Origin of the sequence: Kitasatospora sp. NPDC094028, assembly GCF_049543595.1 — a bacterium.
Taxonomy (GTDB): domain Bacteria; phylum Actinomycetota; class Actinomycetes; order Streptomycetales; family Streptomycetaceae; genus Kitasatospora.
Genome location: NZ_JBMVFA010000001.1, coordinates 346,075 through 362,631, shown reverse-complemented (window position 1 = coordinate 362,631; position 16,557 = coordinate 346,075). Strand labels below are relative to the sequence as shown.

22 protein-coding genes are annotated in these 16,557 nt (G+C 73.8%); 6 read left to right on the top strand and 16 right to left on the bottom strand.

Annotated elements, in window-relative coordinates; genetic code table 11:
• Window positions 1-257: 257 nt before the first annotated feature.
• From ACPC54_RS01680 to hisI, 15 genes are all read right to left on the bottom strand, one after another.
• Window positions 258-995: a VIT1/CCC1 transporter family protein gene (locus ACPC54_RS01680; RefSeq protein WP_498960027.1), complete on the bottom strand. Its 738-nt coding sequence runs from the start codon at window positions 993-995 to the stop codon at window positions 258-260.
• 150 nt (window positions 996-1,145) lie between these two features.
• Complete coding sequence (gene lgt, locus ACPC54_RS01675; RefSeq protein WP_498960025.1) at window positions 1,146-2,189, bottom strand: prolipoprotein diacylglyceryl transferase; 1,044 nt, start codon at window positions 2,187-2,189, stop codon at window positions 1,146-1,148.
• A gap of 132 nt (window positions 2,190-2,321) precedes the next feature.
• Window positions 2,322-3,185: a DsbA family protein gene (locus tag ACPC54_RS01670; protein WP_498960023.1), complete on the bottom strand. Its 864-nt coding sequence runs from the start codon at window positions 3,183-3,185 to the stop codon at window positions 2,322-2,324.
• An 86-nt stretch (window positions 3,186-3,271) separates the two neighbouring features.
• A complete protein-coding gene (locus ACPC54_RS01665; RefSeq protein WP_498960021.1) occupies window positions 3,272-3,790 on the bottom strand; it encodes a MauE/DoxX family redox-associated membrane protein in 519 nt (172 codons plus the stop codon).
• 138 nt (window positions 3,791-3,928) lie between these two features.
• Complete coding sequence (locus ACPC54_RS01660; RefSeq protein ID WP_498960019.1) at window positions 3,929-4,162, bottom strand: hypothetical protein; 234 nt, start codon at window positions 4,160-4,162, stop codon at window positions 3,929-3,931.
• A 231-nt stretch (window positions 4,163-4,393) separates the two neighbouring features.
• Window positions 4,394-5,203, bottom strand: coding sequence for a tryptophan synthase subunit alpha (gene trpA / locus ACPC54_RS01655; protein ID WP_498960016.1), 810 nt, complete (start codon window positions 5,201-5,203; stop codon window positions 4,394-4,396).
• Window positions 5,204-5,205: 2 nt separating this feature from the next.
• Window positions 5,206-6,459, bottom strand: coding sequence for a tryptophan synthase subunit beta (trpB, locus tag ACPC54_RS01650; RefSeq protein WP_498960014.1), 1,254 nt, complete (start codon window positions 6,457-6,459; stop codon window positions 5,206-5,208).
• Window positions 6,460-6,512: 53 nt separating this feature from the next.
• The gene (trpM, locus tag ACPC54_RS01645) at window positions 6,513-6,662 is read right to left on the bottom strand and encodes a tryptophan biosynthesis modulator TrpM (RefSeq protein ID WP_167352964.1); all 150 of its coding nucleotides are present in this window, start codon (window positions 6,660-6,662) and stop codon (window positions 6,513-6,515) included.
• Between the two features lie 9 nt (window positions 6,663-6,671).
• Complete coding sequence (trpC, locus tag ACPC54_RS01640) at window positions 6,672-7,478, bottom strand: indole-3-glycerol phosphate synthase TrpC (RefSeq protein ID WP_498960012.1); 807 nt, start codon at window positions 7,476-7,478, stop codon at window positions 6,672-6,674.
• 305 nt (window positions 7,479-7,783) lie between these two features.
• Window positions 7,784-8,224 carry a DUF2752 domain-containing protein gene (locus tag ACPC54_RS01635; protein ID WP_498960010.1) on the bottom strand — a complete coding sequence of 147 codons (441 nt, stop codon included), beginning with the start codon at window positions 8,222-8,224 and terminating at the stop codon, window positions 7,784-7,786.
• Window positions 8,225-8,321: 97 nt separating this feature from the next.
• The gene (locus tag ACPC54_RS01630) at window positions 8,322-8,585 is read right to left on the bottom strand and encodes an HGxxPAAW family protein (protein ID WP_498960008.1); all 264 of its coding nucleotides are present in this window, start codon (window positions 8,583-8,585) and stop codon (window positions 8,322-8,324) included.
• 134 nt (window positions 8,586-8,719) lie between these two features.
• The gene (locus tag ACPC54_RS01625) at window positions 8,720-9,304 is read right to left on the bottom strand and encodes a TIGR02234 family membrane protein (RefSeq protein WP_498960006.1); all 585 of its coding nucleotides are present in this window, start codon (window positions 9,302-9,304) and stop codon (window positions 8,720-8,722) included.
• Window positions 9,301-9,801, bottom strand: coding sequence for a Uma2 family endonuclease (locus ACPC54_RS01620; protein WP_498960004.1), 501 nt, complete (start codon window positions 9,799-9,801; stop codon window positions 9,301-9,303). Before ACPC54_RS01620 ends, ACPC54_RS01625 begins: the two co-directional genes overlap by 4 nt.
• 25 nt (window positions 9,802-9,826) lie before the next feature.
• Window positions 9,827-11,350: an anthranilate synthase component I gene (locus tag ACPC54_RS01615; protein ID WP_498960001.1), complete on the bottom strand. Its 1,524-nt coding sequence runs from the start codon at window positions 11,348-11,350 to the stop codon at window positions 9,827-9,829.
• Window positions 11,351-11,391: 41 nt separating this feature from the next.
• Entirely contained in the window at window positions 11,392-11,763 is a 372-nt protein-coding gene (hisI, locus tag ACPC54_RS01610) for a phosphoribosyl-AMP cyclohydrolase (protein ID WP_498959999.1), read from the bottom strand.
• 118 nt (window positions 11,764-11,881) lie between these two features.
• Here hisI and ACPC54_RS01605 point away from each other — a divergent pair, with 118 nt between their 5' ends.
• The 5 genes from ACPC54_RS01605 to ACPC54_RS01585 all read left to right on the top strand — a co-directional run bounded on the left by ACPC54_RS01605 (window position 11,882) and on the right by ACPC54_RS01585 (window position 15,209).
• Window positions 11,882-12,466 (top strand): hypothetical protein, encoded by a 585-nt coding sequence (locus tag ACPC54_RS01605; RefSeq protein WP_498959997.1) that lies wholly within the window; start codon window positions 11,882-11,884, stop codon window positions 12,464-12,466.
• A gap of 336 nt (window positions 12,467-12,802) precedes the next feature.
• Window positions 12,803-13,024: a hypothetical protein gene (locus ACPC54_RS01600; protein WP_498959995.1), complete on the top strand. Its 222-nt coding sequence runs from the start codon at window positions 12,803-12,805 to the stop codon at window positions 13,022-13,024.
• Window positions 13,025-13,061: 37 nt separating this feature from the next.
• Window positions 13,062-13,706 (top strand): TIGR03085 family metal-binding protein, encoded by a 645-nt coding sequence (locus tag ACPC54_RS01595; protein ID WP_498959993.1) that lies wholly within the window; start codon window positions 13,062-13,064, stop codon window positions 13,704-13,706.
• A gap of 104 nt (window positions 13,707-13,810) precedes the next feature.
• Entirely contained in the window at window positions 13,811-14,290 is a 480-nt protein-coding gene (locus tag ACPC54_RS01590; protein WP_498959991.1) for a hypothetical protein, read from the top strand.
• Window positions 14,291-14,480: 190 nt separating this feature from the next.
• Complete coding sequence (locus ACPC54_RS01585; protein WP_498959989.1) at window positions 14,481-15,209, top strand: dienelactone hydrolase family protein; 729 nt, start codon at window positions 14,481-14,483, stop codon at window positions 15,207-15,209.
• A 44-nt stretch (window positions 15,210-15,253) separates the two neighbouring features.
• Here ACPC54_RS01585 and ACPC54_RS01580 read toward each other — a convergent pair whose 3' ends face one another.
• Complete coding sequence (locus ACPC54_RS01580; RefSeq protein WP_498959987.1) at window positions 15,254-15,508, bottom strand: hypothetical protein; 255 nt, start codon at window positions 15,506-15,508, stop codon at window positions 15,254-15,256.
• A gap of 228 nt (window positions 15,509-15,736) precedes the next feature.
• Between ACPC54_RS01580 and ACPC54_RS01575 the strand changes: the two genes are divergently transcribed.
• Complete coding sequence (locus ACPC54_RS01575; RefSeq protein WP_498959985.1) at window positions 15,737-16,513, top strand: VOC family protein; 777 nt, start codon at window positions 15,737-15,739, stop codon at window positions 16,511-16,513.
• The last annotated feature ends 44 nt before the right edge of the window (window positions 16,514-16,557 follow it).

Here is a 16,557-nt window from a genome sequence, read left to right as displayed (position 1 = left end):
GAAGAGAGGGCGCGCCACAGTGCGCGTCCCGACGATTGTGCCCAACGCCCGACGGCCTGAAACAGGGGCGAAACCGGCCCGCAACGCGAAGCGATCAAGGACGCCTGCGAATCCATCCCGCGGACCCCGGTCCCGGATGCGAATCCGCGGCTCCCGGGCCCGGATGATGAGACGAAGCCGGGCAGCGCGCGACGTCCGTGTGTGAAACGTCACGCACTGCCCGGCATAGTCATGCAGTGATCCGGGTCATTCCGCGGTCACCCCACGTGTCCGCCGATCAGCCGGCCGAGCAGGAACGTCACCCCGGCCGCGGCCCCGCCCAGCACCAGCTGCCGGGCCCCGCTGAACCACCAGCTGCGCGCCGTCACCCGGGCCACCACCGCACCGCAGCCGAACAGGCCGAGCGCGGCCAGCACCAGGGCCGGCAGCAGCGAGGTCGCGCCGAGCAGGTACGGCAGCAGCGGCAGCAGCGCGCCGAGCGCGAAGCACAGGAAGGACGAGCCGGCGGCGACCAGCGGCGAGGGCAGGTCGTTCGGGTCGATGCCCAGCTCCTCGCGGGCGTGCACCTCCAGCGCCAGTTCCGGGTCACGGGAGAGCTGCCGCGCCACCTCGTGCGCCAGGTCCGGGTCGACCCCCCGCTCGACGTACACCTGCGCCAGCTCGGCCAGCTCGCCGTGCGGGTTGCGCCGCAGCTCCAGCCGCTCGGCCTCGATCTCGGCCTGCACCAGCTCCCGCTGCGAGGCCACCGAGGTGTACTCCCCCGCCGCCATCGAGCAGGCGCCGGCCGCCAGCCCGGCCAGGCCGGTGAGGATCACGGTCCCGTTCGAGGCCGCCCCGCCGACCACACCGGTCATCAGCGCGAAGTTGGACACCAGCCCGTCCACGGCGCCGAACACGGCCGGCCGCAGCCAGCCGCCGTTCACGTCCCGGTGGTGGTCGGCCGCCGGTATCCGGGGGTGCTGTCCGGCCTCGGGTTCCAGGGTGGTCGCGCTCACGGTTCTTCCCCTCCGTCTTTCGTTCGTCCGCCCTGAACGTAGCCCGTCTGACCTGGGCATTTCCAGCAAAGTAAGGCTGTCCGAACAGCGGTGAGGCCACCCTTCGCATTCCTTGCGAAGGGTGGCCTCAATACGCGGGGAAATCCCAGGTCAGATCGGGTTCTTGACGTCCTTGCCGGTCTTCTCGGCCACGGCGGTGGCCGCATTTCCGTCCGCCGGCCGGGGCGAATTCTTTTCCGCGGACTTCCCGTCCGCCGCCTTCCCGGCCTTCTCCTCGGCCTTCTCCCCGGCCTTCTCCCCGGCCTTGCCACCCGCCTTGCCCTGGTCGCCCCCGGCGCCCCCGGCGCCCTCGGCCTCCTCGTGCGCCGCCGGGTCGATGCTCGCCGGGTCCTCCCGGCCGGGCCGCTTCTTGCCGACGATCACGAAGTACGCGACCGCGCCCAGGAACACCGCGATCGAGGTCCAGTCGTTCAGCCGCAGCCCGAAGTAGACGTGCGCCTCGTCGATCCGCAGCCACTCCGTCCAGAACCGGCCGACCGTGTACGCGGCCACGTACAGCGCGAACGCCCGGCCGTGGCCCAGCTTCCAGCGCCGGTCCGCCCAGATCACCAGCAGCGCCACGCCGACGCACCAGATCGACTCGTACAGGAAGGTCGGGTGGTAGACGCCCTTGACGACCTCGCCGTTGGGCAGCGTCTTGTCGATCTCCAGGCCCCACGGCAGGGTGGTCGGCCGCCCGTACAGCTCCTGGTTGAAGTAGTTGCCCCAGCGGCCGAGCGCCTGCGCGAGCGCGATGCCCGGCGCGATGGCGTCGGCGTAGGCGGGCAGCGGGACGCCCCGGCGGCGGGCACCGATCCAGGCGCCGACCGCGCCCAGCGCGATCGCGCCCCAGATGCCGAGGCCGCCCTCCCAGATCTTGAGGGCGTCCCAGGGGTTCTTCCCCTCGGCGAAGTACAGCCGGCCGCCGTCGGTGATCACGTGGTAGAGCCGGCCGCCGACGAGGCCGAACGGCACGGCCCAGACGGCGATGTCCCCGACTGTGTGCTTGGCACCGCCCCGGGCGACCCAGCGCTTGCTGCCGAGCCAGACGGCGACGACGACTCCGAGGATGATGCAGAAGGCGTAGGCGCGCAGCGGGATCGGTCCGAGGTAGAGGACGCACCGCGACGGGCTGGGAATGTAGGCGATATCCATGGCGGTTCCGACGCTACAGGGTTCGGTGCCCCCACCGGATACCCCCCGGGTCACAGAAATCGAACAACACTGTCCGGAACACGCCACCGCCCCCTCCGGACGGGGAGGGGGCGGCGGCGGGCACGGGCGGGCTCAGCCGGCGCTCGGCGACGGGTTGTTGGCCTCCGAGGCGGTGCTGGTGGGCGCCGGGGTCTGCCCGTGCGAGCCGGGCGTGCCGAGCTGCTTGCCCTGGTTGGCGGCGTCCACCCACTTCGCCAGGTTCGCCGGGGTGATCTCGTCGTTGCCGTTCTTGGGGTAGATCGGCTGGCCGTTGAGCAGCACGGTCGGGGTGGACTTGTAGCTGGACTTGTCGAAGTCCTGCTGGACCGCGGACACCCACCCGTTGAACTTGCCGTCGTTGACGCAGGCCCGGAACTCCGGCGTGTCCAGCCCGTTCACCTGCTTCGCCAGGTTGAGCAGCACCGCCTTGTCGCCGAAGGCGTCGCTGGTCTCGTCCGGCTGGTTGCGGTACAGCACGTCGTGGAAGTCCCGGAAGTGCCCGGCGTCCTGCGCGCAGGCCAGCGCGTTGGCGCCGTACTTCGAGCCCTTCCCGGGCACGGCCCGGTCGATGAACGACACGATGTGGGCGTTGGTGTAGATCTTCCCGGCGTCCTCCAGCTGGTCGATCGTCGCCGAGAACTCGCGCTCGAAGATGCCGCAGGCCGGGCAGCGCGGGTCCTCGTACACCGTGAGGACCGACGGCGCGTTGCTCGCGCCGACCGGGATGACCAGGTTCTTGTCGCCGATCGTCCCGGCCGGGGCGGCGGTCGGGGTCTCCGGCTTGGAGCGCTGGTTCTGCACCACGACGCCGGTGACGACGGCAGCGGCGATCACGGCGAGCACGGCGCCGCCGACGATCAGCTTCTTCTTGCGCTTGGACGCCGCCTCGTCGGCCGCCCGCTTCTCCAGCATCCGCTCGCGGGCGGTGCGCTTGCCATCTCGGTTCTTGTCGCTCATTGCCTTGACATCCACGGTCGGAAAGGGCCTTCGTCGGGGAGGGACGGGGTGGGCGGGCGGGGTGGGGCAGGCGGGGTGGCGGCCGGTCAGCTCGCCAGCCAGCCGTCCGCCGAGAGCTTGGTGCGGGGCCGCCACAGCAGCCAGCCGGCCAGCAGCAGGAAGCCGGTGTCGCGCAGGATCTCCTGCAGGTACTTCGTCTGGGACTCGTCGACGTGCCCGCCGCCGCCGAAACACCCGCAGTCGATCGAGATGCCGCGCGCCCAGGCCGAGCCGATCCCGGCGATGAAGGTGAGCAGCAGCAGCGCCGAGACCGCGGCGACCAGCCGGACGCCGAGGCCGATCACCAGCAGCAGGGCGAGCGCCAGCTCCAGGAACGGCAGGCCGTAGCCGACCGGCTTGACCAGGCTCTCGGGCAGGATCTCGAACGCGCGGACGGCCTGGGCGGCCTCCGCCGGGTCGGCGATCTTCGCCAGCCCGGCCCACCCCCACACCACCGCGAGGCCGAGCCGGACGGCGAGGCCGAGCCACTCGGTCCAGACCCGGGCGGACCACCGGGCCGCCGGCCCGGGCGCGGAGTCACCGGGCTGCGCTGCCGGGCCGGCCATCAGGGAACCCCCCTTGGGAAACTCGTTCACTCCTTGCTGAACCGTAAGGGATGAAGGGCGGTTCCTCCGTTTTCCGGAATTAAGCCGGATGGGTGACGCTTCCTGACGATACGTCCGAATACGCGAACACCCGCGCGATCACCGGCAGCCCGGCAGCCGCCCCCAGTCGACCGGCTCGCGGCCCGTGCGCGCGGCCCGCTCCGCCGCGTCCCAGCGCGCGGCGTGCGCACACGCGACGGCGTCCCGCTCGGCCCGTTCCGCCCCCCGCTTGGCCAGCGCGTGCCCGACCTCGGTGTGCGCGCCGACCGCGGCGCCGAGCGCCAGCGCGGCGGCGGCCGCCCGCAGCAGCACGCCCCGATGGAGACCAGGCACCGGCTCACCCCTTCGCTCGCTCGGCCGACCTCGTGCACGTCGTTCGTGCACTCGTCCCTCCACTCAACGCCGGTCAACCCGCCTTGATGCGTGTCGCCGCCGCTGTTCACCCGTTCGGGGCCCACCCCCGCCTTGACGGACGCCCGGACCGTCCCTCCCGGGGGTCACCGGGAACGCCGGAGGCCCGCCACTCCGGGTGGAGTGACGGGCCCTCGGTCCGGTACCTGCGGGTCAGCCCCGGCGGACCCCCGCGGCGAGCTCGCCGGCGAGCTCGCGGACGGCGGACAGCGCCGCAGCCTCGTCCTCGCCCGCGTCCAGGATCCGCTTCACGAAGGCCGAGCCGACGATCACGCCGTCCGCGAACCGCGCGACCTCCGCGGCCTGCTCGGCATTGGAGACCCCGAGCCCGACGCAGACCGGCAGGTCGGTGGTGGCCCGGGTGCGGGCGACCAGGTCCTCGGCCAGCGAGCCGACCGCCGACCGGGTCCCGGTCACGCCCATCACCGCGGCCGCGTACACGAAGCCGCTGCCGGCCGCGGTGACCTCGGCCAGCCGCGCGTCCTTGCTGCTGGGGGCGACCACGAACACGGTGTCCAGCCCGTGCTCGCCCGCCGCCTTGCGCCACTCGCCGGACTCCTCGACCGGCAGGTCCGGCAGGATGCAGCCGGCGCCGCCGGCCGCGGCCAGGTCGGCGGCGAACCGCGCCACGCCGTAGCGCTCGACCGGGTTCCAGTACGTCATCACCAGCACCGCGGCCCCGGGGTGCGCGGTGGCGACCTCCCCGACGGTGCGCAGCACGTCCTTGATCCGCACGCCGCCGCGCAGCGCGATGTCGTCGGCGGTCTGGATGACGGCGCCGTCGAGGACCGGGTCGGAGTGCGGCAGGCCGACCTCGACGACGTCGCAGCCGCCCTCGATCAGCGCGTTGATCGCCCGGATGCCGCCGTCGACGGTCGGGAAGCCGGCCGGCAGGTAGCCGATGAGCGCGGCGCGGTCCTCGGCCTTGGCACCCGCCAGGGCCTCGCTGAGCTTCGAAGCCATGGTCACTTACCCCCCGTGGCCGCGTCGCCGCCGGCCGGCTCGTCGTACAGGCCGAAGTACTCGGCCGCGGTGTGCATGTCCTTGTCGCCGCGCCCGGACAGCGAGACCAGGATGGTCGCCTCCGGCCCCAGCTCGCGTCCCAGCTCCAGGGCCCCGGCGAGCGCGTGGGCGCTCTCGATGGCCGGGATGATGCCCTCGGTGCGGGACAGCAGCCGCAGCGCCTGCATGGCGGCGTCGTCCGTCACCGGCCGGTACTCGGCCCGCCCGGTGTCCTTCAGCCAGGCGTGCTCCGGGCCGACGCCCGGGTAGTCCAGGCCCGCCGAGATGGAGTGCGACTCGATGGTCTGCCCGTCCTCGTCCTGCAGGACGTACGTGCGGGAGCCGTGCAGCACGCCCGGGTCGCCCTTGGTGAGGGTGGCGGCGTGCTTGGGGGTGTCGGCGCCCTCGCCGGCGGCCTCGCAGCCGATCAGCCGCACGCCGGCGTCGGGGATGAACTCGTGGAAGATGCCCATCGCGTTGGAGCCGCCGCCGACGCAGGCGACCACGGCGTCGGGCAGCCGCCCGGTGCGGTCGAGGACCTGCCGGCGGGCCTCGATGCCGATGACCCGGTGGAAGTCGCGGACCATCATCGGGAAGGGGTGCGGCCCGGCGACCGTCCCGAACAGGTAGTGGGTGGAGTCGACGTTGGCGACCCAGTCCCGGAACGCCTCGTTGATGGCGTCCTTCAGCGTCCGGCTGCCGGACTTGACGGCCACCACCTCGGCGCCGAGCATCCGCATCCGGGCGACGTTGAGCGCCTGGCGCCGGGTGTCGACCTCGCCCATGTAGATGGTGCAGTCGAAGCCGAACAGGGCGCAGGCGGTGGCGGTGGCCACGCCGTGCTGGCCGGCGCCGGTCTCGGCGATGATCCGGGTCTTGCCCATCCGCTTGGTGAGCAGCGCCTGGCCCAGCACGTTGTTGATCTTGTGCGAGCCGGTGTGGTTGAGGTCCTCGCGCTTGAGCAGGATGCGCGCGCCGCCCGCCTCGGCGGAGAAGCGGTGGACGTCGGTCAGCGGGCTCGGGCGGCCGGTGTAGTCCTTGAGCAGCCCGTCGAGCTCGGCGAGGAAGGCCGGGTCGGTCTTGGCCTTCTCGTACTCCTCGGCGACCTGCTCCACGGCGGCGACCAGCGCCTCCGGGATGAAGCGGCCGCCGTACGCGCCGAAGTAGCCGCGGGCGTCCGGCACCTGGGCGCCGGGCAGGTAGTCCTTCTCGGACATGGTGGTTTCCCCTTGGTGGGAGATGGACGACGGTGACGTCTGATCGGCCGGTGTCAGCCGTGCGTCCCGCGCCATCGCCGCCCCGGCACCTGCCCGGGCTCGCAGCCGATGACGTACCGCACCCGACGCCCCAGCACCCGGCGTGCGGGCGCGCGGCAGCCGCGCGGGCGGCAGCCGGGGGCGAGTCGGGTGGCGATCTTCATCGGTGCGCGTCAGTCCTTGTGCCGGACGGCCGGGTGGGCGCCGGCCGCGACCAGGTCGGCGACCGCGGCGCGCGGGTCCTTGCCGGTCACCAGGGTCTCGCCGACCAGGACGGCGTCGGCGCCCAGGTTGGCGTAGTTGATCACGTCGAGCGGGCCGCGCACGCCGGACTCGGCGACCTTGACGATGCCGTCCGGGATGGCGTCGACGACGTTGCCGAAGGTGTTGCGGTCCACTTCGAGGGTCTTGAGGTTGCGGGCGTTGACGCCGATGATCTTCGCGCCGGCGTCCACCGCGCGCTTGATCTCCTCCTCGTCGTGCACCTCCACCAGCGGGGTGAGGCCGATCGACTCGGCGCGCTCGATCAGCGACACCAGGGCCGGTTGGTCGAGGCCCGCGACGATCAGCAGCGCGAGGTCGGCGCCGTGCGCACGGGCCTCCCACAGCTGATAGGCGGTGACGATGAAGTCCTTGCGCAGCACCGGGGTGTCCACCGCGGCGCGCACCGCGTCCAGGTCGGCGAGCGAACCGCCGAAGCGCCGCCGCTCGGTCAGCACGCTGATCGCGGCGGCGCCGCCGGCCGCGTAGTCACGGGCCAGGGAGGCCGGGTCGGCGATCGCGGCGAGCGCGCCCTTGGAGGGGCTGGACCGCTTCACCTCGCAGATCACCCGGACACCGTCGCCCTTGAGCGCGGCGACGCCGTCCTTGGCGTCCGGGGCCTTGGCGGCCAGCTCCTTGAGCTGGTCCAGGGAGACCCGGGACTGCCGCTCGGCGAGGTCCTCCCGGACCCCTTCGATGATCGAGTCGAGCACACTCACTCGGGAGCCCCCATATTCTGCACAGTTCGCGAGCGGGAGCCGACGCGGGCATGGGCCCGCCGGCACTTCGATGGTATCGGCACCGGGGGGCGCGAGGGGCATCCGCCCGGCGCGCGTCTCGCTGGGCGGACGCCGGTCAGGACCGCCCCCAGCTGCGGCTTCACCGAATTTCCACCGGAACCGGGGCCCGCTGGCAACAAGTGGACTCGCAGCAAGCGGACGAGGCGGCGGCGCGGAACCGGGGCCGAACCGGCGCCGGATCGGGGCCGGTTCGAGGCGGAACCGGAGCCGGGACCGGCGCCGGCTCAGACCAGTGGAGGGACCAGCCCGGCGCCCACCGGCAGGTTCCGCACGACCGCGAACACCAGCACCAGCAACCCGATCAGCGCCCACCGCCGGGCCCCCACGGCCACCCTCGGCGAGGCGCCGCCGGTCAGCGCCGCCCAGCCCCAGCGCAGCCAGAGCACCGCCAGTACGCCGAGCAGCAGCACGGCGGCGGCGTTGTCGTGCAGGGCGGAGGTCAGGTCGCCGCGGGCCAGCGCGTGGACGCAGCGCAGGCCTCCGCAGCCGGGGCACCACCAGCCGGTCGCGGCCAGGAAGGGGCAGTCCGGGTAGTGCCCGGGGGCGTTCGGGTCCACCACCGCGACGTACGCGGCGGGCATGGCCACCGCCGCCAGCGCGGCCAGCGGCGGGCCCAGCCGGCGCAGCACGGGCGGCGGGGCGGAGGCGGTGGGAGCGGCGTTCACGCCCCGATTGTGCCCGCGCCGGGCCCGGACGGAACGAAACGGCGGGCGCGTCGCGCCCGCCGTTCAGCAGTACGAAAAGTCGTCCGGCGCCGTGCCGTCAGGCGGCGGCGAGGGCGGCGGCCTCGCGGGCCTTGGTCTGCTCCTCGACCGACTTGTACACGTTGGCGCTGGGCTGCTTGCCCATGCCGGCCATCGCCATGGCCTTGCCGACGATGCCACCGACCACGACGACCGCCAGGCCGGCCCAGACCAGCAGCGGCGACGGGAGGATCATCGCGACGCCCGCGACGCCGAAGCCGATGAAGGCGATGACGACGCCGGTCCAGGCGGCGGGGGTGTGGCCGTGTGCTGCTGCTGCCATCGGTGGTGCTCCTTGGCTCTCGGGGCCCGGCCGGGCCTGCGGGGCCGCCGGCGGGTTGACGGGTTCCATTGTGCCGGGCCACACACCGGCGGCCCAAAGCGGGTGGCGGGTCTATCGCGTCACACAGCCGGAGGTCAGACGGCGGTCGGGTCCTCGCCCCGGTCGAGGGCCTTCCACAGGTCGGCGGGGGTGTCGGCCTTCGCCGGGCTCTTGCGGGTGGGGGCGTCGTAGCGGGTGCCCATGGCCGGCCAGCCGCGGCCGTAGCGCAGCGTGAGCAGCCCGGCGAGGGCGAGCAGCAGCCCGCCGGCCAGCGCGACCCACGGCCAGGCGCTGTGCGAGACCTCGGTGGCGGCGGAGCCGGCCAGCGCCAGCTTGCGGCCGGCCTCGCTGTCCAGGGCGGTGGTGTCGCCCGCGCCGGCGGCCGAGGCGGCGGCCGCGCCGAGGCCGGCCAGCAGGGTGAGCGCGCCGACCGCGAGCCGACCGGCGCCGCGCACCGCGAACACCGCGACGGCCGCGGCCAGGCCCACCAGGGCCAGCCCGCCGGGCAGTTCGGAGATGGTGCTGCCGGTGACGGAGACGTCGAGGTTCCCGGCCCGGCCCTCGGACCAGACCCGGCCGACCGCGGTCAGCACCAGGACGGCGCTCAGCACGGTCAGCAGCAGCATCACGCCGAGCGTGCGGCGGTCGGGGGCGGCGGGGGCGGGGCTCTGGTCGGTCACCCGTCCACTATCCCCCGGCCGACGCCCGGGCCCGAACCCGGGGTGGGGGCCTCGACGGGAAAGTCGTCGCTGCGCAGCACCAGCGTCCGCCCGCCGAGCGGCAGGAACAGGTCGTTGCCGTACGGCACCCGTTCGGCCTCCCGGTAGACCCCGGTGGGGGCCGGGGCGGTGTGGACGGTGCAGGCGGCGGCCGCCGGGTCGACCACCACGTACAGCGGTACGCCGGCCCGCGCGTACGCCCGTCCGACCTCGGCCAGGCCCGGCCGGGCCAGCTCCAGCGCCGCCGCGACGTCCCCGGCCCGGAACCGGCCCCGCTCGTCGCGGACGGCGGCCGGGGCGAGCACCGCCAGGTCCGGGGCGAGCGGGCCGGGCTCGGCCGGGAAGTCGATCAGCACCCGGGACAGCACCCGGCCGTGGCCCGCCAGTTCGTCCCTGATCTGCCCGGCCGCGCCGAGCACGAACACCCAGCGCAGCTCGTCGTGCGGCACCTGCGACATCCCGGCCGCCTCCCTGATGCGCCTGTTAGGACAGTTCCGGCGTCCGCAGCGTATTGGCGGTGGCGACGGCGCGCAGCACGGCGGCCGCCTTGTTGCGGCACTCGGTGTCCTCGCCGTGCGGGTCGGAGTCGGCGACGACGCCCGCGCCTGCCTGCACGTACGCGGTGCCGTCGCGCAGCACCGCGGTGCGGATCGCGATCGCGGTGTCCGAGTCCCCGGCGAAGTCCAGGTAGCCGACGCAGCCGCCGTACAGGCCGCGGCGGGTGGGCTCCAGCTCCTCGATGATCCGCATCGCCCGGGGCTTGGGCGCGCCGGACAGGGTGCCGGCCGGGAAGCAGGCGGTGAGCACGTCGAAGGCGGTCCGCCCGGGCGCGACCTTGCCGGTCACCGTCGAGACGATGTGCATCACGTGGCTGTAGCGCTCGACCTGCATGAAGTCGACGACCTCGACGCTCCCCGGCTCGCAGACCCGGCCCAGGTCGTTGCGGCCGAGGTCGACCAGCATCAGGTGCTCGGCGCGCTCCTTCGGGTCGGCGAGCAGCTCGGCGGCCAGCGCGGCGTCCTCGTGCGGGGTGGCGCCGCGGTGCCGGGTGCCGGCGATCGGGTGCACCATCGCCTCGCCGTCGGTGACCTTGACCAGCGCCTCCGGGCTGGAGCCGACCACGTCGAAGCCGCCCTCGGCGCCGCCGTCCGGGCCGGGGAAGCGGAACAGGTACATGTACGGGCTGGGGTTGGTGGTGCGCAACACCCGGTAGACGTCCAGCGCGGAGGCCGGGCAGGGTGCCTCGAAGCGCTGCGAGGGCACCACCTGGAAGGCCTCGCCGGCCCGGATCCGCTCCTTGATCTCCTCGACGGCGGCACGGTACGGCTCGCCGCCGAACGGCGAGTGCACCTCGCCGGGGCCGACCGGGGTGAAGGTGGCCAGGCCCGGGTCGACCGGCTTGAAGAGGTCGGCCTCCATCGCGTCCAGACGGGCGACGGCGTCGGCGTGCGCCTCCTCGGCACCGGTCGCCAGGTCGTTGTGGTTGACGGCGTTGGCGATCAGCAGGACGGTGCCGTCCACGTGGTCGAGGACGGCCAGGTCGGTGGCCAGCAGCAGGGTCAGCTCGGGCAGCTTCAGGTCGTCCGGGTTGAGGTCCGGCAGCTTCTCCAGGCGGCGGACGACGTCGTAGCCGAGGTAGCCGACCAAGCCGCCGGTGAGCGGGGGCAGGCCGTCGTCGACCTGGCGCGGGGTGTGCAGGGCGTCCAGGGCGGCGCGCAGCACCTCCAGCGGGTCGCCCTCGGTGGGGATGCCGACCGGCGGGGTGCCGAGCCAGCGGGCGCCGCCGTCCGGGCCGACGGTGAGCGTGGCGGCGCTGCGGACGCCGACGAAGGAGTACCGGGACCAGCTGCGGCCCTGCTCGGCGGACTCCAGCAGGAAGGTGCCGGGCCGCTCGGCGGCGAGGCTGCGGTAGAGGCCGATCGGGGTGAGGCCGTCCGCGAGGAGCCTGCGGGTGACCGGGATGACCCGGGTGTCGACGGCGAGCTTGCGGAAGGCTTCGAGATCCATGCTGGGCGGCACCTTCTGGAGATGTTGGTGGTGGTCGTGGGTCAGGAGAGCGGGAGCACGTCGGCGTCGAAGCAGGTGCGGTCGCCGGTGTGGCAGGCCGCGCCGCTCTGGTCGACCCGGACCAGCAGGGTGTCGCCGTCGCAGTCGAGCGCCACCGACTTGACCGCCTGGACGTGGCCGGACGTGTCGCCCTTCACCCAGTACTCGCGGCGGCTGCGGCTCCAGTAGGTGCAGCGCCCGGTGGTGAGGGTGCGGTGCAGGGCCTCGTCGTCCATCCAGCCGAGCATCAGCACCTCGCCGGTGTCGAACTGCTGGGCGATGGCCGGGAGCAGGCCGTCCTCGGTGCGCTTGAGGCGGGCGGCGATCTCGGGGGCCAGGGCGGTGCTGCCGGGAACGGCTGGTGTGGTGCTCATGACGCCATTGTGTCAGCCCGGCCCGGGCCGTCGTCGGGGCGTCCGGAGCCGGGTCCGTTCCGGGCGACTTCGACCAACCGCCTGCCGGGCGGGGCCCGGTTGGGCCATCCTCGTGGCCATGACCACCGAGCAGCAGCAGCCGCCGCAGCCGCCCGCCGGCTCCCGCCCGTCCCGGGGCCTGGTCCTCACCGTCGCGGCCGTCCTCGCCGCGCTGCTCGCGGTGGTGGCCACCGTGCTCCTGTGGCCGCAGGACGACAAGAAACCCGCCGCCGCACCGCCGCCACCCTCCCCCACGGCCACCCCCACGCCGACCCCGACCCCGACACCCACCCCCACCAAGCCGCCACCGCCGTACGCCTTCTTCCCGGTCGGCACCTGCTTCGACCACCCCCAGCTCAGCCCCGTGATCACCCGGGCCGAGGAACGCCCCTGCGCCGGCGACCACGACGGCGAGGCCATCGCCGACCTCAAACTCCCGGACGGCCTCACCGGCGAGATCCCCATCGCCCTCGCCATGCGCGAGGGCTGCAAGGACGCCGAAGCCGCCGCCAAGGCCCGCCAGGGCGACGGCAGGTCCTACTACGAGCGCCAGTTCGGCCCCGCCCAGGCCAACTACCAACAGGGCTGGCGGGACTACACCTGCACCCTCACCGCCAGCGAAAAACGCGGCGGCCCCAAACTCACCGGCCCCCTCCACCCCTGAAGCGGCGAGGCGGAGAGAAAGCGATCGCGCGGCCACTCCTCGTACGAGGAGTGGCCGCGCATCACAGGCAACGCAACAACTCACGGGCGGCCGGGCCGATTCGGCCGGGCCGCCTCATGGGTGGGCCCGCGTCAGGTGACGCGGGCCCACCCGAACACCCTCCCCAGGAACCCCAAGCAACAGCAGCCCCGGCCACACGGGCCGGGGCCGCCGAGCACCACCTCCCCTCCTGCGCAGGAAGTCGGCCGAACCGACTTCCTGCGCAGGAGGGGAGGGAACCAACCACAACAGGCGTGGGCCACTCGCGGGGCGCCCTGGATCGACGCCGCCCTGTGGGTGGTCTGGCTGATCGCGGCCGGCGGCCACAGCCCCGCCGAGGCCGAGGCCTGGGCCGCCCGGGTTCCGGCGTGGCGGAGCGGCGATCCGGCGACGGTGGACGCCTTCGCGCGGGCGCAGGCGCGGATGTGGGCCGGGATCGCCGGGGACGGCCCGGATGCGTGGACGGCGCGGCTGTGGCGGGCGGCGCAGCGGTGGGATCGCTTCAGGAACCGCCGCTGACGTTCCCGCCGCGCGGGCGCGCCCCTAGGCTGGCGCCATGTCGAACCATGCCCTCGCCGAACGCCACCGCCTGGCCGAACTGTTGGCCGCCGCCGGCCCCGACGCCCCGACCCTGTGCGCCGGCTGGACCACCCGCGACCTCGCCGCCCACCTGGTGATCCGCGAGCGCCGCCCGGACGCCGCCCCCGGCATCCGCGTCGCCGCCCTCGCCGGCTGGACCAAGCGCGTGCAGGACGACTACGCCACCCGCCCGTACGAGGAACTGCTGCGCCTGTTCCGCTCCGGCCCGCCCGTCTACTCCCTGTTCGCCCTCCCCGGCGCCGACGAGGCCGCCAACACCGTCGAGTACTTCGTCCACGCCGAGGACGTCCTGCGCGCCACCGACGACTGGACGCCGCAGCCCGTCCCGCCCGGCCGCGCCGAGGCGCTCTGGCGCCGCCTTCCCATGATCGCCCGCTTCGAACTCGGCCGCCGCTCCCCCGTCCGCCTCCAGCTCCACCACCCGGACGGCCGCACCCTCACCCTCGGCCCGGCCGGCACCCCCGCCGTCCAGCTCACCGGCGACCCGGGCGAGTTGATCCTCTTCACCTTCGGCCGTGGTGCCCGCACCGCCCTCACCGTCGACGGCACCCCGGACGCCCTGGAGGCCCTGCGCCACGTCCTCCCGCTGCCCGGGCGCTGAGGACCCGAGGACCCCGGCCGCTGCCTCGGACGAGGAGACGAGGAGACGAGGAGACGAGGAGGGGCCGGGGAAATCCGGTGGACCGCGCCGATAGCCTCCCCGACATGGACACCATGCTCGGCTCGATGATCTCGTTCGCGGCCACCGGCGAGATCGGCCCGTTCGGAGTCGGCATGTCCGGCGCGGAGGCGGATCTCCTGCTCGGCGGCGGCACCGGTCTGGCCGCTCCGGCACCGGGCCCGGACGGCCACGTCGGCTTCAAGGACGGCAGCCTGGAGATGTGGGTCGACGGCAGCACGGTGTGGCTGCTCGGCTACGACACGGTGGACCCCGAGGGCCGGTTCGCATCCCCCTCCCGCACCGGTGCGGGAGAGCGGCCGACGATCGAGGCCCCGAGTCGTGAGGCCCTGATCGACGGCCTCGAACGGCTCAACTGCGCTTGGAGCCAGGACGGTTCCCTGACCTTCGACGATCAGCTCGCGATCCGGACGGAAGCCGGCGTCTCCGTGGTGTTCACGCGGCCCGATCCCCCGGCGGACGGGTGGGTGGTCGCCTCCCTCTACCGGTCGGCAGACCGCCGGTGAGGTTGGCGTCGGCCCGGCCCGGTGGGCTAGGTTCTACCGTCATGACGACCGGGACGGCCTTGCGCCACACACGAATTGGCGACCCGGTGCTCCGCTGAGCGCCGCCCGAGGAGCCTGTGCCGCCGCACGCGCTCCCCCTCGTCGCGTTGATCGCAGCTGCCACGCACATCAACCACGACAACGAGGAACCATGCCCATCACGAACCTGCGGATCCCCACCCCGGACGGCCAGGCCGACGCCTTCGCCGCCTTCCCCGCCGAGGGCGGGCCGCACCCCGGGGTGCTGATGTACCCGGACGCCCTCGGCATCCGGCCCGTCCTGCACGAGATGGCCCAGGAACTGGCCGACCACGGGTACTACGTGCTCGTGCCCAACCTCTTCTACCGGCACCGCCCGACGCCCGTGGTCGACCTCCCGGCGTTCATCGGCGGCGAGGCCCGGGACGCCGTCGTCGCCCAGCTGATGCCCCTGGTCCAGGCCCACACCGCCGAACACACCCTGCGCGACGCCGACGCCTACCTCGCCTTCCTCGCCGCCCGACCCGAGGTCGCTCCCGGCCCCGTGGCGGTCACCGGCTACTGCTTCGGCGGCCTCCTGGCGACGCGCACCGCGGCCGCCCACCCCGACACGGTCACGGCCGTCGCCGCCTTCCACGCCCCCGTGCACGTCGACGGCCCCGAGCTCTTCGCCAAGCTCACCGCCCGGGTCCACTTCGGCCACGCCGCGAGCGACCTGACCCCCGAGGCCCTGGCCGAGCTCAACCGGGCCCTGGACACCGCAGGCGTCGACCACACCTCGGAGATCTACCCGGCCACCGTCCACGGCTTCACCATGTCCGACACCGACGTCTTCGACCCGGCCGGCCTCCAGCGCCACTGGGACCGTCTCCTCCCCCTCCTGGCCGACACCCTCAACTGAAGCGCCGGGGTGGGAAGTCGGCCGGGCCGACTTCCCACTCCGAATCACCCCCGCCGCCCACGAGCCGTCACGGCACGAAGACGCTGGACCCGTAGGGGGGGTTCAGGTTGTTGGACGTCCAGCAGCTCGGTGTCCAGGCCGGCGTGGTCGCGGGCCCAGGCGGCCGCCCGGCCGCGCTGCTCGGGGAAGGCGGATCCGCCGTCCCGGGCCCGCAACCGGAGGCTGCGTACGGTCTCGTGCAGTGGGGAGTAGCCGCACCGGGTGGCGGCGAGGTCCTTCGCACCCGGCCGATAGGCCATCACCGAATCCACACCAGGAGGAAGATCCGATCTTGGGACCAGCCCGAGAGGTGCGGAAGTGAAGGCCGGGAAGCGTGAGGCCCTGGGATTCCACCAGGGCCGGTGGGGTCCCTGTGCCGGCCGCGCGGGCGCGCCCCGGCTGCGGATGTCGGTGGGCGGGTGCAGACTCGCAGGTGGCCGGGGCCCGACCGATGCGCCCGGTCACTCTCCGTCGAAGGGCACCACTCCATGCTCACCACCGACTTCCCCACCGGCTCGCCCTGCTGGATCGACCTGGGCAGCCCCGACATCCCGGCCACCGCCGCGTTCTACCACCAGGTCTTCGGCTGGACCTTCCAGGAGGTCCCCGAGGCGGGCGGCTACGGCTTCCTGCAGCTGAACGGCAAGACCGTGGGCGCGATCGGCAACCTCGACGCGGGCGCCCGCTCCGCGTGGACGACGTACTTCCTGATCACCGACGCGGACGCCACCGCGAAGGCGGTCGAGCAGGCCGGCGGCAAGGTCAGGGTCCCCCCGATGGACGTCATGCAGGAGGGCCGGTTCGCGGCGCTGACCGACCCGCAGGGCGCCGAGTTCGCGATCTGGCAGGCCGGGAGCACCAAGGGCCTGGAGACCGTCTCCGTCGACGACGCGCTGTGCTGGGCCGAGCTGCACACACCGGACCCGGACGCCGCGTTCCCCTTCTACAAGAACCTCTTCGGCTGGCGGGTGGAGCTGTTCGAGCCGTCCCCGGGCATGAGCTACCGGGTGATCTCGACGGCGGACGGCGACCAGCAGCAGACGAGCTTCGGCGGCATCGCCCCGACCATGCAGGAGGAGCAGCACGCCGCCTGGACGCCGTACTTCGCCTCCGCCGACGTGGACGCGACGGTCGCGAAGGCCACGGCGGCCGGCGGCTCGGTGATGATGCCGGCCTCGGACGTCGAGAACGTCGGCCGGATCGCCTGGCTGGCGGACCCGAACGGCGCTCCGTTCGCGCTGATCAAGGGCGAGCCGCGGCAGTAGCGGAACGCCCGGAGGGCCCGCCGTTCACCGGCGAACGGCGGGCC